Annotated in this window: 21 protein-coding genes; all 21 read right to left on the reverse strand. The window is 64.8% G+C overall.

Features of this window, described 5'->3' with window-relative positions; all coding sequences use genetic code 11:
- Positions 1–25: 25 nt before the first annotated feature.
- On the reverse strand, positions 26–421 hold the full coding sequence (gene rpsH, locus GDR74_RS11520; protein WP_152586448.1) for a 30S ribosomal protein S8: 396 nt from the start codon (positions 419–421) through the stop codon (positions 26–28).
- Between the two features lie 13 nt (positions 422–434).
- Positions 435–740, reverse strand: a complete 306-nt coding sequence (gene rpsN, locus GDR74_RS11525; RefSeq protein WP_152586449.1) for a 30S ribosomal protein S14 — start codon at positions 738–740, stop codon at positions 435–437.
- Between the two features lie 39 nt (positions 741–779).
- Positions 780–1346: a 50S ribosomal protein L5 gene (gene rplE / locus GDR74_RS11530; RefSeq protein WP_152586450.1), complete on the reverse strand. Its 567-nt coding sequence runs from the start codon at positions 1344–1346 to the stop codon at positions 780–782.
- Positions 1339–1656 carry a 50S ribosomal protein L24 gene (gene rplX / locus GDR74_RS11535; RefSeq protein ID WP_152586451.1) on the reverse strand — a complete coding sequence of 106 codons (318 nt, stop codon included), beginning with the start codon at positions 1654–1656 and terminating at the stop codon, positions 1339–1341. The genes rplE and rplX overlap by 8 nt, the downstream gene beginning before the upstream one ends.
- Positions 1656–2024, reverse strand: coding sequence for a 50S ribosomal protein L14 (gene rplN, locus GDR74_RS11540; protein ID WP_027317113.1), 369 nt, complete (start codon positions 2022–2024; stop codon positions 1656–1658). The genes rplX and rplN overlap by 1 nt, the downstream gene beginning before the upstream one ends.
- A gap of 161 nt (positions 2025–2185) precedes the next feature.
- On the reverse strand, positions 2186–2425 hold the full coding sequence (gene rpsQ / locus GDR74_RS11545) for a 30S ribosomal protein S17 (protein ID WP_152586452.1): 240 nt from the start codon (positions 2423–2425) through the stop codon (positions 2186–2188).
- An 11-nt stretch (positions 2426–2436) separates the two neighbouring features.
- Positions 2437–2649, reverse strand: a complete 213-nt coding sequence (gene rpmC, locus GDR74_RS11550) for a 50S ribosomal protein L29 (protein WP_152586453.1) — start codon at positions 2647–2649, stop codon at positions 2437–2439.
- Between the two features lie 10 nt (positions 2650–2659).
- A complete protein-coding gene (rplP, locus tag GDR74_RS11555; protein ID WP_152586454.1) occupies positions 2660–3073 on the reverse strand; it encodes a 50S ribosomal protein L16 in 414 nt (137 codons plus the stop codon).
- Between the two features lie 24 nt (positions 3074–3097).
- Positions 3098–3802, reverse strand: coding sequence for a 30S ribosomal protein S3 (rpsC, locus tag GDR74_RS11560; protein WP_152586455.1), 705 nt, complete (start codon positions 3800–3802; stop codon positions 3098–3100).
- A gap of 11 nt (positions 3803–3813) precedes the next feature.
- A complete protein-coding gene (gene rplV, locus GDR74_RS11565; RefSeq protein ID WP_152586456.1) occupies positions 3814–4194 on the reverse strand; it encodes a 50S ribosomal protein L22 in 381 nt (126 codons plus the stop codon).
- Position 4195: 1 nt separating this feature from the next.
- A complete protein-coding gene (gene rpsS, locus GDR74_RS11570) occupies positions 4196–4474 on the reverse strand; it encodes a 30S ribosomal protein S19 (RefSeq protein ID WP_152586457.1) in 279 nt (92 codons plus the stop codon).
- A gap of 15 nt (positions 4475–4489) precedes the next feature.
- Entirely contained in the window at positions 4490–5326 is an 837-nt protein-coding gene (gene rplB / locus GDR74_RS11575; RefSeq protein ID WP_152586458.1) for a 50S ribosomal protein L2, read from the reverse strand.
- Positions 5327–5346: 20 nt separating this feature from the next.
- The gene (locus GDR74_RS11580) at positions 5347–5643 is read right to left on the reverse strand and encodes a 50S ribosomal protein L23 (RefSeq protein ID WP_152586459.1); all 297 of its coding nucleotides are present in this window, start codon (positions 5641–5643) and stop codon (positions 5347–5349) included.
- On the reverse strand, positions 5640–6260 hold the full coding sequence (gene rplD / locus GDR74_RS11585) for a 50S ribosomal protein L4 (RefSeq protein WP_152586460.1): 621 nt from the start codon (positions 6258–6260) through the stop codon (positions 5640–5642). The genes GDR74_RS11580 and rplD overlap by 4 nt, the downstream gene beginning before the upstream one ends.
- Complete coding sequence (gene rplC, locus GDR74_RS11590; protein ID WP_152586461.1) at positions 6260–6991, reverse strand: 50S ribosomal protein L3; 732 nt, start codon at positions 6989–6991, stop codon at positions 6260–6262. The genes rplD and rplC overlap by 1 nt, the downstream gene beginning before the upstream one ends.
- Before the next feature lie 48 nt (positions 6992–7039).
- A complete protein-coding gene (rpsJ, locus tag GDR74_RS11595; RefSeq protein ID WP_009764298.1) occupies positions 7040–7348 on the reverse strand; it encodes a 30S ribosomal protein S10 in 309 nt (102 codons plus the stop codon).
- 63 nt (positions 7349–7411) lie between these two features.
- The gene (gene tuf / locus GDR74_RS11600; RefSeq protein WP_152586462.1) at positions 7412–8602 is read right to left on the reverse strand and encodes an elongation factor Tu; all 1191 of its coding nucleotides are present in this window, start codon (positions 8600–8602) and stop codon (positions 7412–7414) included.
- A gap of 43 nt (positions 8603–8645) precedes the next feature.
- A complete protein-coding gene (fusA, locus tag GDR74_RS11605) occupies positions 8646–10721 on the reverse strand; it encodes an elongation factor G (RefSeq protein ID WP_152586463.1) in 2076 nt (691 codons plus the stop codon).
- A gap of 25 nt (positions 10722–10746) precedes the next feature.
- On the reverse strand, positions 10747–11217 hold the full coding sequence (gene rpsG / locus GDR74_RS11610) for a 30S ribosomal protein S7 (RefSeq protein WP_152586464.1): 471 nt from the start codon (positions 11215–11217) through the stop codon (positions 10747–10749).
- 34 nt (positions 11218–11251) lie between these two features.
- Positions 11252–11623: a 30S ribosomal protein S12 gene (gene rpsL, locus GDR74_RS11615; RefSeq protein WP_109596495.1), complete on the reverse strand. Its 372-nt coding sequence runs from the start codon at positions 11621–11623 to the stop codon at positions 11252–11254.
- A 491-nt stretch (positions 11624–12114) separates the two neighbouring features.
- Positions 12115–16287: a DNA-directed RNA polymerase subunit beta' gene (gene rpoC, locus GDR74_RS11620; protein WP_152586465.1), complete on the reverse strand. Its 4173-nt coding sequence runs from the start codon at positions 16285–16287 to the stop codon at positions 12115–12117.
- Positions 16288–16335: the final 48 nt, after the last annotated feature.

Below are 16335 nucleotides of genomic sequence, written 5' to 3' on the forward strand. Positions count from 1 at the left end.
CGTGGTTCTGTGCATCCGCAAAGTCTTAGAAGACCTTGCAGAGCACTTCGCCGCCCACGTTCTTCTCCCGGGCCTCGTGATCGGCCATAACGCCCTGCGGCGTCGAGAGAATGGTGATGCCGAGGCCGTCCGCCACGCGGGGCATGGTGTCGACGGAGGCATAGACGCGGCGGCCCGGCTTGGAGACGCGCTCGATGGAGCGGATCACCGGCTGGCCATCGTAGTACTTCAGCTCGATCGAGAACTCGGTGCGGCCGTTGCCGAACTCGGTCTGCGAATAGTCGCGGATGTAGCCTTCGCTCTTGAGCACATCGAGAACGCGGGCGCGAAGCTTCGAGCCGGGAGTGGTCACGCTGCCGCGACGGCGCATCTGCGCGTTGCGGATGCGGGTGAGCATATCGCCCAACGGATCGTTGATCATATGATGCCCTCCCTTACCAGCTGGACTTCACGAGGCCCGGGATGAGGCCGTTGGAGCCGAGCTCGCGCAGAGCGATGCGCGACATGCCGAGCTTGCGGTAATAGGCACGCGGGCGGCCCGTCACCTCGCAGCGGTTGCGGATGCGGGTCGGGTTCGCGTTGCGGGGAAGCTCGGCGAGCTTGAGGCGCGCTTCGAAACGCTCCTCCATGGACTTCGACTCGTCGTTGGCGATCGCCAGCAGGCGGGCGCGCTTGCCCGCGAACTTCTTCACGAGCGCACGACGGTGCTTGTTCTTCTCAATAGCGCTTTTCTTAGCCATACGTTTTTCTCCAGTGTCCGCGTTTGAGGACGTCTGTCCTCACTGCCGGAACGGGAAGTTGAAGTGACGCAGCAGGGCGCGGGCCTCATCGTCCGTCTTCGCCGTGGTGGCGATGATGATGTCCATGCCCCAGACCTGCTCGACCTTGTCGTAGTTGATCTCGGGGAACACCAGGTGCTCCTTGATCCCGAGGGCGTAGTTGCCACGGCCGTCGAACGAACGCGGGTTCAGGCCGCGGAAGTCGCGGACGCGGGGAAGCGCCACGGTCACGAGACGGTCCATGAACTCGTACATGCGCGCCTTGCGAAGGGTGACCTTCGCGCCGATGGGCATGCCCTCGCGGACCTTGAACTGCGAGATCGCCTTGCGGGCCTTCGTGATCACCGGCTTCTGGCCGGCGATGAGAGCGAGATCCGCGGCGGCCACGGAGGCCTTCTTGGAATCGGCGGTCGACTCCCCGACGCCCATGTTCAGAACGATCTTCTCGATCTTCGGAACTTCCATCGGGTTCTTGTAGCCGAATTCCTCAATGAGCTTCGGACGCACCACTTCCTCGTAGTGCTTCCGCAGACGCGGCGTGTAGCCGTCCACCTGAGCCTTAGCCATCGATCAGCTCCCCCGAACGCTTGGCGAAACGAACCTTGCGGCCGTCCTCGAGAATCTTGAACCCGACCCGGGTCGGCTTGCCGTCCTTCGGGTCCGCATAAGCCAGGTTGGACAGATGCAGGGGCGCCTCTTTGGTGACGATGCCGCCTTCCTGGCTGGCGGTCTGACGCTGGTGACGCTTCACAAGGTTGACGCCGCGAACGATCGCGCGCTCCTCCTTCGGCATCACCTGAACGACTTCGCCGGTCTTGCCCTTGTCACGACCGGTCAGAACGACGACCTTATCGCCCTTCTTGATCTTCGCGGCCATTAGAGCACCTCCGGCGCCAGCGAAATGATCTTCATGTGATTCTTGGCACGCAGCTCGCGCGGAACCGGGCCGAAGATGCGGGTGCCCACCGGCTCCTTCTGATTGTTGATCAGAACGGCGGCGTTCCGGTCGAACCGGATCACGGACCCGTCGGGACGACGGATGTCCTTGGCCGTGCGAACGACGACCGCCTTCATGACGTCGCCCTTCTTCACGCGCCCCCGCGGAATCGCTTCCTTGACCGAGACGACGATGATGTCGCCGACGGAGGCATACTTACGCTTCGAACCACCGAGAACCTTGATGCACATCACGCGACGCGCGCCGGAGTTGTCGGCGACGTCAAGATTCGTCTGCATCTGGATCATGGCTTTGATCCTTTCCTTTGTTTCAGACAGGTTTCCGGGCCAAGGCACGATTGCCTTCCCGGACTACGCCTGATGGGGATCTGACGTCCCCTGCCCTTCATGTCGAGAAAGGCGGCCGTATACACGAGCCGCCCTCGTTAGACAAGTCCCAATCGGAGGCTTTAGGCCTTCGGCTGGTCCACGAGCACCCAGGTCTTGAGTTTGGAGAGCGGCTTGGACTCCTCGATGAAGACCACGTCGCCCACCTTGGCCGTATTGTTCTCGTCGTGAGCGTGGTAGTTCTTCGTCTTACGCACGGTCTTCTTCATGACCGGGTGCGTGAAACGGCGCTCCACCTTCACGACGATCGTCTTGTCCTGCTTGTCGCTGACAACGACGCCCTGCAAAACGCGCTTCGGCATCCTGATTCCCCTTAAGCCTTCGCCGGCGCCGACTTCTGGCGCTGCAGCGTCTTGACGCGGGCGATGTCCTTGCGGACCTCGCGGACGCGTCCGGTGTTCTCGAGCTGCCCCGTCGCGCGCTGGAACCGGAGGTTGAACTGCTCCTTCTTCAGCTTGAGCAGCTCATCCGAAAGCTGGTCCGTCGACATCGACTTAAGGTCGGAGACCCTCTGCTTCGACTTCATGATCTCCTCCTTACTCCGCGATGCGCTGGATGAACCGCGTCTTGATCGGGAGCTTGGCGGCGCCGAGGCGGAGCGCCTCGCGGGCGGTCTCCTCCGGCACGCCGTCGATCTCGAACATGATACGGCCAGGCTTCACACGGGCGGCCCAGTATTCCGGCGAACCCTTACCGGAGCCCATGCGGACCTCGGTCGGCTTCGTCGACACCGGCACGTCCGGGAAGATGCGGATCCACACGCGGCCGGCGCGCTTCATGGCACGGGTGATCGCGCGGCGGGCCGCCTCGATCTGCCGGGCGTTCACACGCTCCGGCTCCAGCGCCTTGAGGCCGAACTGGCCGAAGTTCAGATCCGTGCCGCCCTTCGCGGTGCCGGAAATACGGCCCTTGAACTGCTTACGGAATTTCGTCTTCTTCGGTTGCAACATGGCAAACCTCTCCTGACCCCTCGGTTACGCCGCCTGCTCGCGGCGACCGCCCGAACGGCCACCTTCTTCGTTCATGCGCTTGTCCTGCGCCATCGGGTCGTGCTCAAGGATCTCGCCCTTGAAGATCCAGACCTTGATGCCGCACGTGCCGTAGGTGGTGAAGGCCGTGGACGTTCCGTAGTCGACATCCGCACGCAGGGTGTGGAGCGGAACGCGGCCCTCGCGGTACCATTCGAGACGGGCGATTTCGGCCCCGCCGAGGCGACCCGAGCAGTTGATGCGGATGCCCTCGGCGCCGAGACGCATCGCCGACTGAACGGCGCGCTTCATGGCACGGCGGAAGGCAACGCGGCGCTCGAGCTGCTGGGCGATGGAGTCGGCCACCAGGGTGGCGTCCACCTCGGGCTTGCGGACCTCGACGATGTTGATCGACACGTCCGCGTCCGTCATCTTGGACACGAGCTTGCGCAGCTTCTCGATGTCGGCGCCCTTCTTGCCGATCACCACGCCCGGACGGCCCGAGTGGATGGTGACGCGGCACTTCTTGTGCGGGCGCTCGATCACGATCTTCGAAACGGCGGCCTGCTTGAGCTGCTTCATGAGAGCATCGCGGATGGCGATGTCCTCGTGCATCAGCTTGGCGTACTCGCCCTTGCCGGCGAACCAGCGCGAGTCCCAGGTCCGGTTGATGCCGAGCCGAAGACCGATCGGGTTAACTTTCTGACCCATCTGGTTCTCCCTTACGCCTGTTCGGCGACTTCCCGAACCACGATCGTGAGGTTCGAGAACGGCTTCATGATACGGGCGCCCCGGCCACGGGCCCGGGCATGGAAGCGCTTCATCACCAGAGCCTTGCCGACGAAGGCCTGGCTCACGACGAGATCGTCCACATCGAGGTTGTGGTTGTTCTCGGCGTTGGCGATAGCGCTCTCGAGGCACTTCTTGACGTCCCGAGCGATCCGCTTGCGCGAGAACTCGAGATCGGCGAGAGCCGTGGAAACCTTCTTGCCGCGGATGAGGGCCGCAACAAGGTTGAGCTTCTGGGGGCTGACGCGCAGCATGCGAGCGACGGCTTGCGCCTCGTTGTCGCTCAGCGCGCGAGGAGTCGCGGCCTTACCCATCTTACTTCCTCTTCGCCTTCTTGTCCGCCGCGTGGCCGTGGAAGGTGCGGGTCGGCGAGAACTCGCCGAACTTGTGACCCACCATCTCCTCGCTCACGTAGACGGGAATGTGCTTCTGACCGTTGTAGACCCCGAAAGTGAGGCCCACGAACTGCGGGAGGATCGTGGAGCGGCGGCTCCAGATCTTGATGACCTCGTTGCGGCCCGACCCACGGGCAGCCTCGGCCTTCTTGAGGAGGTAGCCGTCGACGAACGGACCCTTCCAAAGCGAACGTGCCATGACGTGCCTCTGTCCTTACTTCTTCCGTGCGTGGCGGCTCGACACGATGAACTTGTCGGTCCGCTTGTTCGAACGGGTTTTCTTGCCCTTGGTCGGAATGCCCCACGGGGTGACCGGATGGCGGCCGCCCGAGGTGCGACCCTCACCGCCACCGTGCGGGTGGTCGATGGGGTTCATCGCAACGCCGCGGTTGTGCGGACGCTTGCCGAGCCAGCGGTTGCGGCCGGCCTTGCCGATCGAGGTGTTCATGTGATCGGGGTTGGACACGGCGCCGACGCTGGCGAAGCACTGGCCATGGACCAGGCGCTGCTCGCCCGAGTTGAGGCGCACCGTCACGTAGCCCTGGTCACGGCCCACGATCTGAGCGTAGGTGCCGGCGGAGCGGGCAATGGCGCCGCCGCGGCCGATCTTCAGCTCGATGTTGTGGACGATCGTTCCCACCGGCATGTTGCCGATCGGCATGGCGTTGCCCGGCTTGATGTCGACCTGCTCGCCGGCCGACACCTGATCGCCGACAGCCAGACGCTGCGGGGCCAGGATGTAGGACAGCTCGCCGTCGGCGTAGCGGATCAGGGCGATGAACGCGGTGCGGTTGGGATCGTACTCGATCCGCTCCACGGTCGCGACGTCTCCCAGACGCGAACGGCGCTTGAAGTCGACATTGCGCAGGGTCCGCTTGTGGCCGCCGCCGCGGAAGCGGACGGTCACGCGGCCCAGGTTGTTGCGGCCGCCGGAGGACGACTTGCCCTCCGTCAGCGTCTTGACCGGCTTGCCCTTGTAGAGCTCGCTGCGGTCCACGATCACCAGCTGGCGCAGGCCGGGGGTGATTGGTTTGAAGGTCTTCAAAGCCATCGGATCACTCTCTCAACCGATCAGAGGCCCGTCGTGACGTCGATGGTCTGGCCCTCTTCGAGGGTCACGACCGCCTTCTTCACGTCCGACCGCTGGCCGCGGGTGCCGCGGAACATCTTCACCTTGCCCTTGGTGACGAGCGTGTTGACGCTCTTCACCTTGACATCGAACAGCTTCTCAACCGCTTCCTTGATCTGCGGCTTCGTCGCATCCGGCTTCACCTTGAAGACGACCTTGTTCTGCTCGGACAGGGCCGTGGCCTTCTCGGTGATGACCGGGCTCACGATCACATCGTAGTGGCGCGGGTCCAGGCTCATTTGAAGCGCGCCTCCAGCGCATCGACAGCCGCCTTCGTGAGAACGAGCTTCTCGCGACGGAGAATGTCATAGACGTTGATGCCCTGCACCGGCAGGACGTCGATGTTCGGAATGTTGCGCGCGGCCCGCTGGAAGTTGGCCTCGATCTCGGCGCCGCCGATGATCAGGGCATTCGCCAGGCCGAGCTTGCCGAAGCGCTCCACCAGAGCCTTCGTCTTCGGCTCGGCGAGTTGCACCTCGTCGACGACGATGAGCGAAGAATCCTTCGCCTTGGCCGAGAGGGCGTGCTTCAGCGCAAGGGCGCGGACCTTCTTGGGCAGGTCGTGCGCATGGCTGCGGACCTGCGGACCGAAGGCGCGGCCGCCGCCCCGGAACTGGGGAGCGCTCGCGGCGCCGTGGCGGGCGTTGCCGGTGCCCTTCTGCTTGTAGAGCTTCTTCGTGGTCCGGTCGATGTCCGAGCGGTTCTTCACGGCATGCGTGCCGGCCTGGCGCTTCGCGAGCTGCCAGCGGACGCACCGCGCGAGAAGATCGGCGCGGGGATCGAGACCGAAGATCGCCTCGTCGAGGTCGATCGAGCCGGCCTTCTTGCCCTCAAGCGTGGTGACGTCGAGTTTCATCACGCATTCTCCTCTTGGGCCTGGTCAGCCTGAGCGGCCGGCGCAGCGCCGTTGTCGCCCGTGCGGAACGCGCCGGGCATCGGCACTTCCTTGGGCAGCTTGCGCTTCACCGCGTCGCGGACGAAGATCCAGCCGCCGGCGACGCCGGGGACGGCGCCCTCGACCAGGATCAGACCGCGCTCAGGGTCGGTCGAGACGACGCGCAGGTTCTGCGTCGTCACGCGCTCGACACCGAGGTGACCCGGCATCTTCTTGTTCTTGAACGTCCGGCCCGGATCCTGGCGGCCGCCCGTCGAACCGATCGAGCGGTGCGAGACCGACACGCCGTGGGAGGCGCGCAGACCGCCGAAGTTCCAGCGCTTCATGCCGCCGGCGAAGCCCTTACCCGTCGTCGTACCCGTGACGTCCACGAACTGACCGGCGACGAAGTGGTCGGCGGTGATCTCGGCGCCCACCGGGATGAGAGCATCCTCGGAGACGCGGAATTCCGCGAGCTTGCGCTTCGGCTCGACCTTGGCGACGGCGAACCGACCGCGCTCGGCCTTGGAAACGTTCTTCACCTTGGCCTTGCCGACGCCGACCTGCAGCGCGGTGTAGCCGTTCTTCTCCTTGGTCCGATGGGCGATCACCTGGCACTGATCGACCTTCAGAACCGTCACCGGGACGTGCTCACCCGCATCCGTGAAGATGCGTGTCATCCCGACCTTCTGTGCAATGACGCCTGAGCGCATGTGCGTATCCTCTCGGCGTGTCCTACCGAAAGCTCCAAGCCCGAAGGCTTAGAGCTTGATCTCCACGTCCACGCCCGCGGCGAGGTCGAGCTTCATCAGCGCGTCCACCGTCTGGGGAGTGGGGTCCACGATATCGAGAACACGCTTGTGAGTGCGCATCTCGAACTGCTCGCGCGACTTCTTGTCGATGTGCGGCGAGCGAAGCACCGTAAAGCGCTCAATGCGCGTCGGCAGCGGGATGGGTCCGCGCACCTGAGCGCCGGTCCGCTTCGCGGTCGACACGATTTCCCGTGTCGAAGCGTCGAGGATCCGATGGTCGAACGCCTTAAGGCGAATGCGAATATTCTGACCGTTCATGGGTTGACCTCAACAAGGGAGGGGACCGGCCGAAACCGGCCCGCTCCTTTGATCCTCTTCGAATTAATCCATGACCTGGGCGACGACGCCGGCGCCGACGGTGCGGCCGCCCTCGCGGATCGCAAAGCGCAGCTTCTCCTCCATCGCGATCGGAGCGATCAGCTCCACTTCCATCGCGATGTTGTCGCCCGGCATCACCATCTCCGTGCCCTCGGGCAGCTTCACAACGCCCGTCACGTCCGTCGTCCGGAAGTAGAACTGCGGACGGTAGTTGGTGAAGAACGGCGTATGGCGGCCGCCCTCCTCCTTCGTCAGGATGTACGCCTCGGCCTTGAACTTCGTGTGCGGCTTGATCGAGCCGGGCTTGCACAGCACCTGGCCGCGCTCCACGTCCTCGCGCTTCGTGCCGCGCAGCAGGACGCCCACGTTGTCGCCCGCCTGACCCTGGTCGAGCAGCTTGCGGAACATCTCCACGCCCGTCACCGTCGTCTTCTGCGTGTCGCGAAGACCCACGATCTCCACTTCCTCGCCGACCTTGATGATCCCGCGCTCCACGCGGCCCGTCACCACCGTGCCGCGGCCCGAAATCGAGAACACGTCCTCGATCGGCATCAGGAACGGCTGGTCCACAGGACGCTCAGGCTGCGGAATGTAGCGGTCGACCTCCGCCATCAGCTTCAGAACCGCGTCGCGCCCGATCTCCGGCTGACGGTCCTCCAGCGCGCACAGCGCCGAGCCCTTCACGATCGGGATGTCGTCCCCGGGGAAGTCGTACTTCGACAGAAGCTCGCGCACCTCAAGCTCGACAAGGTCGAGAAGCTCGGGGTCGTCCACCATGTCGACCTTGTTCATGAACACCACCAGCGCCGGAACGCCCACCTGCCGCGCCAGCAGGATGTGCTCGCGCGTCTGCGGCATCGGACCGTCCGCCGCCGATACCACCAGGATCGCGCCGTCCATCTGCGCCGCGCCCGTGATCATGTTCTTCACGTAGTCCGCGTGGCCGGGGCAGTCCACGTGCGCATAGTGCCGGTTCTGCGTCTCGTACTCCACGTGCGCCGTCGAGATCGTGATGCCGCGCGCCTTCTCCTCCGGCGCCTTGTCGATCTGGTCGTAGGCCGTGAACGTCGCCCCGCCCGTCTCGGCCAGAACCTTCGTGATCGCCGCCGTCAGAGACGTCTTGCCATGGTCAACGTGACCAATCGTCCCAATGTTGCAGTGCGGCTTCGTCCGCTCAAACTTTTCCTTCGCCATCGTGGCACCCGTTCCTTAAATCGTCAGTTCTTGTTCAATGGGTTCAGGCGTACTTCGCCTGAACCTCGGCCGCCACGTTCGACGGCACCTGTTCATAGTGGTCGAACTGCATGGTGTAGCTCGCCCGGCCCTGGCTCATGCCGCGCAGGGTGTTGACGTAGCCGAACATGTTGGCGAGCGGGACCATCGCATTGATGACCACGGCATTGCCGCGCATGTCCTGACCCTGGATCTGGCCGCGCCGGGAGTTGAGGTCGCCGATGACCGACCCGGTGTAGTCTTCCGGAGTCGTGACCTCGACCTTCATCACCGGCTCGAGCAGGACCGGAGCGCCCTTCTGCAGGGCCTCGCGGAGCGCCGCACGGGAGGCGATTTCGAAGGCCAGGGCCGACGAGTCCACCTCGTGGAAGGCGCCGTCGACGAGCTCGACCTTGATGTCCACCACCGGGAAGCCGGCGACCACGCCCGCGCCGATGACGGACTGGAGGCCCTTCTCGACGCCGGGGATGTACTCCTTCGGCACCGCGCCGCCGACGATCTTCGACTCGAAGGCGAAACCGGCGCCCGGATCGTTCGGCTGAACGACGAGCTTCACGCGGGCGAACTGGCCCGTGCCGCCGGTCTGCTTCTTGTGGGTGTAGTCCACCTCGACCTTCTTCGTGATCGTCTCGCGGTAGGCCACCTGCGGAGCGCCGACGTTCGCATCGACCTTGTAGGTGCGCTTGAGAATGTCGACCTTGATATCCAGGTGCAGCTCGCCCATGCCCTTCAGGATCGTCTGGCCGGACTCGCTGTCCGTCGAGACGCGGAAGGACGGGTCCTCGGCCGCGAGCTTGGCGAGGGCAAGACCCAGCTTCTCCTGGTCCGCCTTCGACTTCGGCTCGATGGCGATCTCGATGACGGGCTCGGGGAACTCCATCCGCTCGAGGATCACGGCCTTGTTCGGGTCGCAGAGCGTGTCGCCGGTGCGGACTTCCTTGAGGCCAGCGAGAGCGACGATGTCGCCGGCATAGGCCTCCTTGATGTCCTCGCGGTTGTTCGCATGCATGAGAAGCATGCGGCCGACGCGCTCCTTCTTGTCGCGCGACGAGTTGAGCAGCGTGTCGCCGGCGTTCACCTTGCCGGAATAGACGCGGCAGAAGGTGATCGTGCCCACGAACGGGTCGTCCATGATTTTGAAGGCGAGCATGGAGAACGCCTCGTCGTCGGACGGCTTGCGGGTGGTCGGCTCCTCGGTCTTGAAGTCGATGCCCTCGATGGCCTCACGGTCCGCCGGGGACGGCAGGAAGTCCACGACCGCATCGAGAAGCGGCTGCACGCCCTTGTTCTTGAACGCCGAACCGCAGAGCACCGGATGGAACGCGCGGCGCTTCACGGCCGTGCGGATCAGGCGGCGCAGGGTGTCCTCGTCGGGCTCCTGGCCCTCGAGGTAAGCCACCATCGCCTCGTCGTCCATCTCGACGGCGGCCTCGACGAGCTTTGCGCGGTACTCCGCGGCCTGATCCTTCAGATCGGCCGGGATCTCGACCTCGTCGAACTTGGCGCCGAGAGCGTCGCTCTCCCAGAGATAGGCCTTCATCTTGATGAGGTCGACCATGCCGCGGAAGTCGCTCTCCGCGCCGATCGGGATCTGAAGGCAGACGGGCTTGCCGGCCACGCGCTTGACGATGTCCTCGACGCACTTGAAGAAGTTCGCGCCGGTCTTGTCCATCTTGTTGACGAACACGACGCGCGGAACGTCGTACTTGTCGGCCTGGCGCCACACGGTCTCGGTCTGGGGCTCGACGCCCTGGTTGCCGTCGAGGACGCAGACGGCGCCGTCGAGGACGCGCAGCGAACGCTCCACCTCGATGGTGAAGTCCACGTGGCCGGGGGTGTCGATGATGTTCAGGCGCTTGCCGCGCCAGAAGCAGGTGGTCGCAGCGGACGTGATCGTGATGCCACGCTCCTGCTCCTGCTCCATCCAATCCATGGTGGCAGCGCCTTCATGGACCTCACCGATCTTGTGCGACTTGCCGGTGTAGTAAAGGATACGCTCGGTCGTCGTCGTCTTGCCGGCATCGATGTGGGCCATGATGCCGAAGTTACGGTAGTCCTCAATTGCGTGCGTGCGGGGCATCGCTCAGCTCCTCAAGGCCCGACCGTTACCAGCGATAGTGCGAGAAGGCGCGGTTGGCCTCGGCCATCCGGTGCGTATCTTCGCGCTTCTTCACGGCGTTGCCGCGGTTGTTCGAGGCATCGAGCAACTCGGCGGACAGACGGTCGACCATGGTCTTGTCGTTACGGCCGCGGGCGGCCTGGATGATCCAGCGGATCGCAAGCGCCTGGCGGCGCTCGGCGCGGACCTCGACCGGCACCTGGTACGTCGCGCCGCCGACACGGCGGGAACGGACCTCGATGGCCGGGGCGACATTGTCGAGCGCCTGCTTGAAGACCTCGAGCGGGTTGGACTTCGTGCGGCTCTCGATGATGTCGAACGCACCGTAGACGATGCGCTCGGCGACGGACTTCTTGCCGTCGTACATGATGGAATTCATGAACTTCGTGACGACCACGTCCCCGAACTTCGGATCCGGGATGATCTCACGCTTTTCGGCGCTGTGGCGGCGGGACATGAGCTGACTCCGACCTCTATGACAGTTGGACGGCTTACTTCGGCCGCTTCGCGCCGTACTTCGAACGGCGCTGCTTACGGTTCTTCACGCCCTGGGTGTCGAGGACACCGCGGAGGATGTGATAGCGAACGCCCGGCAGATCCTTCACGCGGCCGCCGCGGATCATGACCACGGAGTGCTCCTGAAGGTTGTGCCCCTCGCCCGGGATGTAACCGATGACCTCGTAGCCATTGGTCAGACGGACCTTGGCGACCTTACGAAGCGCCGAGTTCGGCTTCTTCGGAGTCGTGGTGTAAACGCGCGTGCACACGCCCCGCTTCTGCGGGCAGGCCTCAAGCGCGGGAACCTTATTCCGGCTCTTTTGCGCCGTCCGCGGCTTGCGGATCAGCTGACTGATCGTTGGCATTCTCTGCCCTCTTTCACCCACCACCACCCGGTGGCTTTGCGTGTCTTCAACGGTTCGGCGCTGCGAGCAGCGCCCGGCAAGCCGTCGGCTTGCACAAAACGAAGCCGCGCCACAGGCGGTTTGAAGCCCTTGGCGCGGTGCCATTGCAGAGGACCACGGCCAGGCCGCGGTCTTGCCCCAAATCTGACAAGTGTCAGTCAAGGTTGAGTTCGGCAGCGTTTAGATCGACTGTGTCGGAGCGCGTCGCCCAGACGGTCAAGATCTACGGCCAGCCGGAAAGTCCGGTCTCTCTAGCGCCCGAGTCGGGAAAAGTCAACACTTTTCCTGGCCCTCGGCCAAATCCCGGGCTTTCTCCCGAAAGGCGCAGCTTTCGTCGCACCTCTCCCCTCTGAGGGAGCGCCCCGGGACGGAGGCCCCGCCCCGGCACCGGGCTTAAAAAAAGGAGGGCCGCCCTTGGGCGACCCTCGATACGGCTAGGGCCGGAGGCTTCCCTACTCGGCCGCCGGCAGCTCGCTGACCGTGGACTGGGCCTCGGCGCGCTTCTGCTGGAGGATCAGCTCGTCCCGGTGCTGGGCGATGGCCTTGATCCGGGCGTTCATGGCGCCCGTACCGGCCGGGATGAGGCTGCCGACGATCACGTTTTCCTTCAGGCCCTCGAGGGTATCGACCTTGCCGTTGACCGCCGCCTCGGTGAGGACGCGGGTGGTCTCCTGGAAGGACGCCGCCGAGATGAAGGAGCGGGTCTGCAGCGAGGCCTTGGTGATGCCGAGCAGGACCGGCACGCCGACGGCGGGCTTCTTCTTCTCGGCCACGAGGCGCTCGTTGATCTCCTCGAGCTCGAGCCGGTCGATCTGCTCGCCGGTGAGAAGATCGGAGTCGCCGCTGTCGGTGATCTCGACCTTCTGCAGCATCTGGCGGACGATCACCTCGATGTGCTTGTCGTTGATGAGCACGCCCTGGAGACGGTAGACCTCCTGGATCTCGTTCACGAGGTAGGCCGCCAGCTCCTCGACGCCCTTGATCGCCAGGATGTCATGCGGCGCCGGGTTGCCGTCGACGATGAAGTCGCCGAGCTCGACCACGTCCCCGTCCTGCAGGTGGATGTGCTTGCCCTTCGGGATCAGGTACTCCACCGGCTCGGAGCCATCGTGCGGGATCAGCGTCAGGCGACGCTTGTTCTTGTAGTCGCGGCCGAACTGGATCGTGCCGGACTTCTCCGCGATGATGGCCGCGTCCTTCGGACGGCGGGCCTCGAACAGCTCCGCCACGCGCGGCAGACCGCCCGTGATGTCGCGGGTCTTGGCGCTCTCCGTCGAGACGCGGGCGAGCACGTCGCCGGCCTTGACCTTGGCGCCCGGATCGACGGCGAGGATCGCGTCGACCGGCAGCAGGTAGCGGGCGTCGCCGCCGCGCGGCAGCTTGGCCACCTTGCCGCCCTTGCCCTCGATGATGACGGCCGGACGCAGGTCCGCGGTGCGCGGCGAGCCGCGCCAGTCGATGACCACGCGCTTGGCGATGCCGGTGGACTCGTCCATCGTCTCGATCATCGAGCCGCCGTCCACGAGGTCCTCGTAGCCGACCACGCCGTCGATCTCGGTGAGGATCGGACGGGAGTAGGGGTCCCACTCGGCAATGCGCTGGCCGCGCTTGATCGTGTCGCCCTCGTCCACCTTCAGGCGGGAGCCGTACTGCAGGCGGTGAGCCGCCCGCTCGGTGCCGTCCGGCCCGTAGATGACCACGGACACGTTGCGGCCCATGACCACCAGGTCGCCGTCGGAGTTCCGCGCGATGTTCTTGTTGCGGAAGCCGATGGTGCCCTCGAAGCTCGACTCGATGAAGGACGAGTCCGCGATCTGGGCCGCACCGCCGATGTGGAAGGTGCGCATGGTGAGCTGGGTGCCCGGCTCGCCGATCGACTGGGCGGCGATGACGCCGACCGCCTCGCCGTAGTTGACCGGCGTGCCGCGGGCCAGGTCGCGCCCGTAGCAGGTGGCGCAGACGCCGTTCCGCGACTCGCAGACGAGCACGGAGCGGATCTTCACCTCCTGGATGCCGGCAGCGCCGATGGCCTCGAGATGCGCCTCCTCGATCATCGCTCCCTTCGGCACGATGACCGTGCCGTCCGAGGCGACGACGTCCTCGGCCGTGCAGCGGCCCAGGATCCGGGACGCCAGCGACGCGACCACCTGGCCGGCGTCGATGATGGCCCGCATGCGGATGCCCTTCTCGGTGCCGCAGTCGGTCTCGCGGATGACGGCGTCCTGCGCCACGTCCACGAGACGGCGGGTCAGATAGCCCGAGTTCGCGGTCTTGAGCGCAGTGTCGGCGAGGCCCTTGCGGGCGCCGTGCGTCGAGTTGAAGTACTCGAGCACGTCCAGGCCTTCCTTGAAGTTCGAGATGATCGGCGTCTCGATGATCTCGCCCGACGGCTTGGCCATGAGGCCGCGCATGGCCGCGAGCTGCTTCATCTGGGCCGGCGAGCCGCGCGCGCCAGAGTGCGACATCATGTAGATTGAGTTGACCGGCTTGTCGCGGCCGTTGTCGTCCTTCTGCACCGTGGAGATGCGCGCCATCATCTCGGCCGCGAGACGGTCCGAGCACTTCGCCCAGGCATCGACGACCTTGTTGTACTTCTCACCCTGGGTGATGAGGCCGTCCTGGTACTGCTGCTCGTAGTCCTTGGCGAGGGCGCGGGTCTCCTCGACGATCTGCCACTTGTTCTCCGGGATCACCATGTCGTCCTTGCCGAACGAGATGCCGGCCTTGAACGCGTTGTAGAACCCGAGCGCCATGATCCGGTCGCAGAAGATCACCGACTCCTTCTGACCGCAGTGCCGGTAGACGGCATCGATCATGTTGGAGATCTCCTTCTTCGTCATGAGCTTGTTCACGACGTCGAAGGACAGCGCCGGGTGCTTCGGCAGCAGGCGCGAGAGCATCACGCGGCCGGGCGTGGTGTCGTAGATCTTGGTGAACGGCTTGCCGTCCTCGCCCACGCCCTCCCAGCGATACTTGATCTTGGAATGGAGGGTGATGACCTTCTCGTGCAGCGCGTGCTCGATCTCGCCCATGTCGGCGAAGGCCTTGCCCTGCCCCGGCTCGCCGTCGGAGACGATCGAGAGATAGTACAGGCCCAGAACGATGTCCTGGGAAGGCACGATGATCGGCTGGCCGTTGGCCGGGTGCAGGATGTTGTTGGTCGACATCATCAGCACGCGGGCCTCGAGCTGCGCCTCGAGCGAGAGCGGCACGTGGACGGCCATCTGGTCGCCGTCGAAGTCCGCGTTGAAGGCGGCGCAGACGAGCGGGTGCAGCTGGATCGCCTTGCCCTCGATGAGGGTGGGCTCGAAGGCCTGGATGCCGAGACGGTGCAGGGTCGGCGCGCGGTTCAGGAGAACCGGATGCTCGCGGATGACCTCGTCCAGGATGTCCCAGACCTCCGGCTTCTCCTTCTCGACGAGCTTTTTCGCCTGCTTGACCGTGGCCGAGAGGCCGCGGGCGTCGAGCTTGGCGTAGATGAACGGCTTGAAGAGCTCCAGCGCCATCTTCTTCGGCAGGCCGCACTGATGCAGCTTGAGCTCCGGCCCCACCACGATGACCGAACGGCCCGAATAGTCCACGCGCTTGCCGAGCAGGTTCTGGCGGAACCGGCCCTGCTTGCCCTTGAGCATGTCGGCGAGGGACTTCAGCGGCCGCTTGTTGGCGCCGGTGATGACGCGGCCACGGCGGCCGTTGTCGAACAGGGCGTCGACGGCCTCCTGGAGCATGCGCTTCTCGTTGCGCACGATGATGTCGGGCGCGCGCAGCTCCATCAGCCGCTTCAGGCGGTTGTTGCGGTTGATGACGCGGCGATAAAGGTCGTTCAGGTCGGAGGTCGCGAAGCGGCCGCCGTCGAGCGGCACCAGCGGACGCAGGTCCGGCGGGATGACCGGAATGACGGTCATGACCATCCACTCGGGCTTGTTGCCGGACTGGAGGAAGGCCTCGATGATCTTGAGGCGCTTCATCAGCTTCTTCGGCTTCAGCTCCGAGGTGGTGGTGGCGATCTCCTCGCGCAGGTCCGCGGCGATCTTCTCCAGGTCGAGTTCCTGGAGGATGCGGCGGATGGCCTCCGCGCCGATCATGGCGGTGAAGCTGTCCTCGCCGTACTCGTCCTGGGCGCGGAGGTACTCCTCCTCCGTCAGGAGCTGGCGGTCCTTCAGGGGCGTGAGGCCCGCATCGACGACGATGTACGATTCGAAGTAGAGGATCCGCTCCAGATCCTTCAGCGTCATGTCGAGCAGCAGGCCGATGCGGCTCGGCAGGGACTTGAGGAACCAGATGTGCGCCACGGGGGCGGCGAGCTCGATGTGGCCCATGCGGTCGCGGCGCACGCGGGCGAGCGTCACCTCGACGCCGCACTTCTCGCAGATCACGCCCTTGTACTTCATGCGCTTGTACTTGCCGCACAAGCACTCGTAGTCCTTGATCGGGCCGAAGATGCGCGCGCAGAACAGGCCGTCACGCTCGGGCTTGAACGTGCGGTAGTTGATGGTCTCCGGCTTTTTGATCTCGCCGTAGGACCAGGACAGAATCTTCTCAGGGCTCGCGATCGAGATCTTGATCTGATCGAAGCTCTGCGGCTGCGCCGTTTGGTTGAAAAGATTCATGACCTCTTGATTCATCGCCGTCTCCTAAAACCTCGAAGGCGTCATGGCCGGGCGAGCCGGCCA

The organism is Microvirga thermotolerans, from assembly GCF_009363855.1.
Taxonomy (GTDB): domain Bacteria; phylum Pseudomonadota; class Alphaproteobacteria; order Rhizobiales; family Beijerinckiaceae; genus Microvirga; species Microvirga thermotolerans.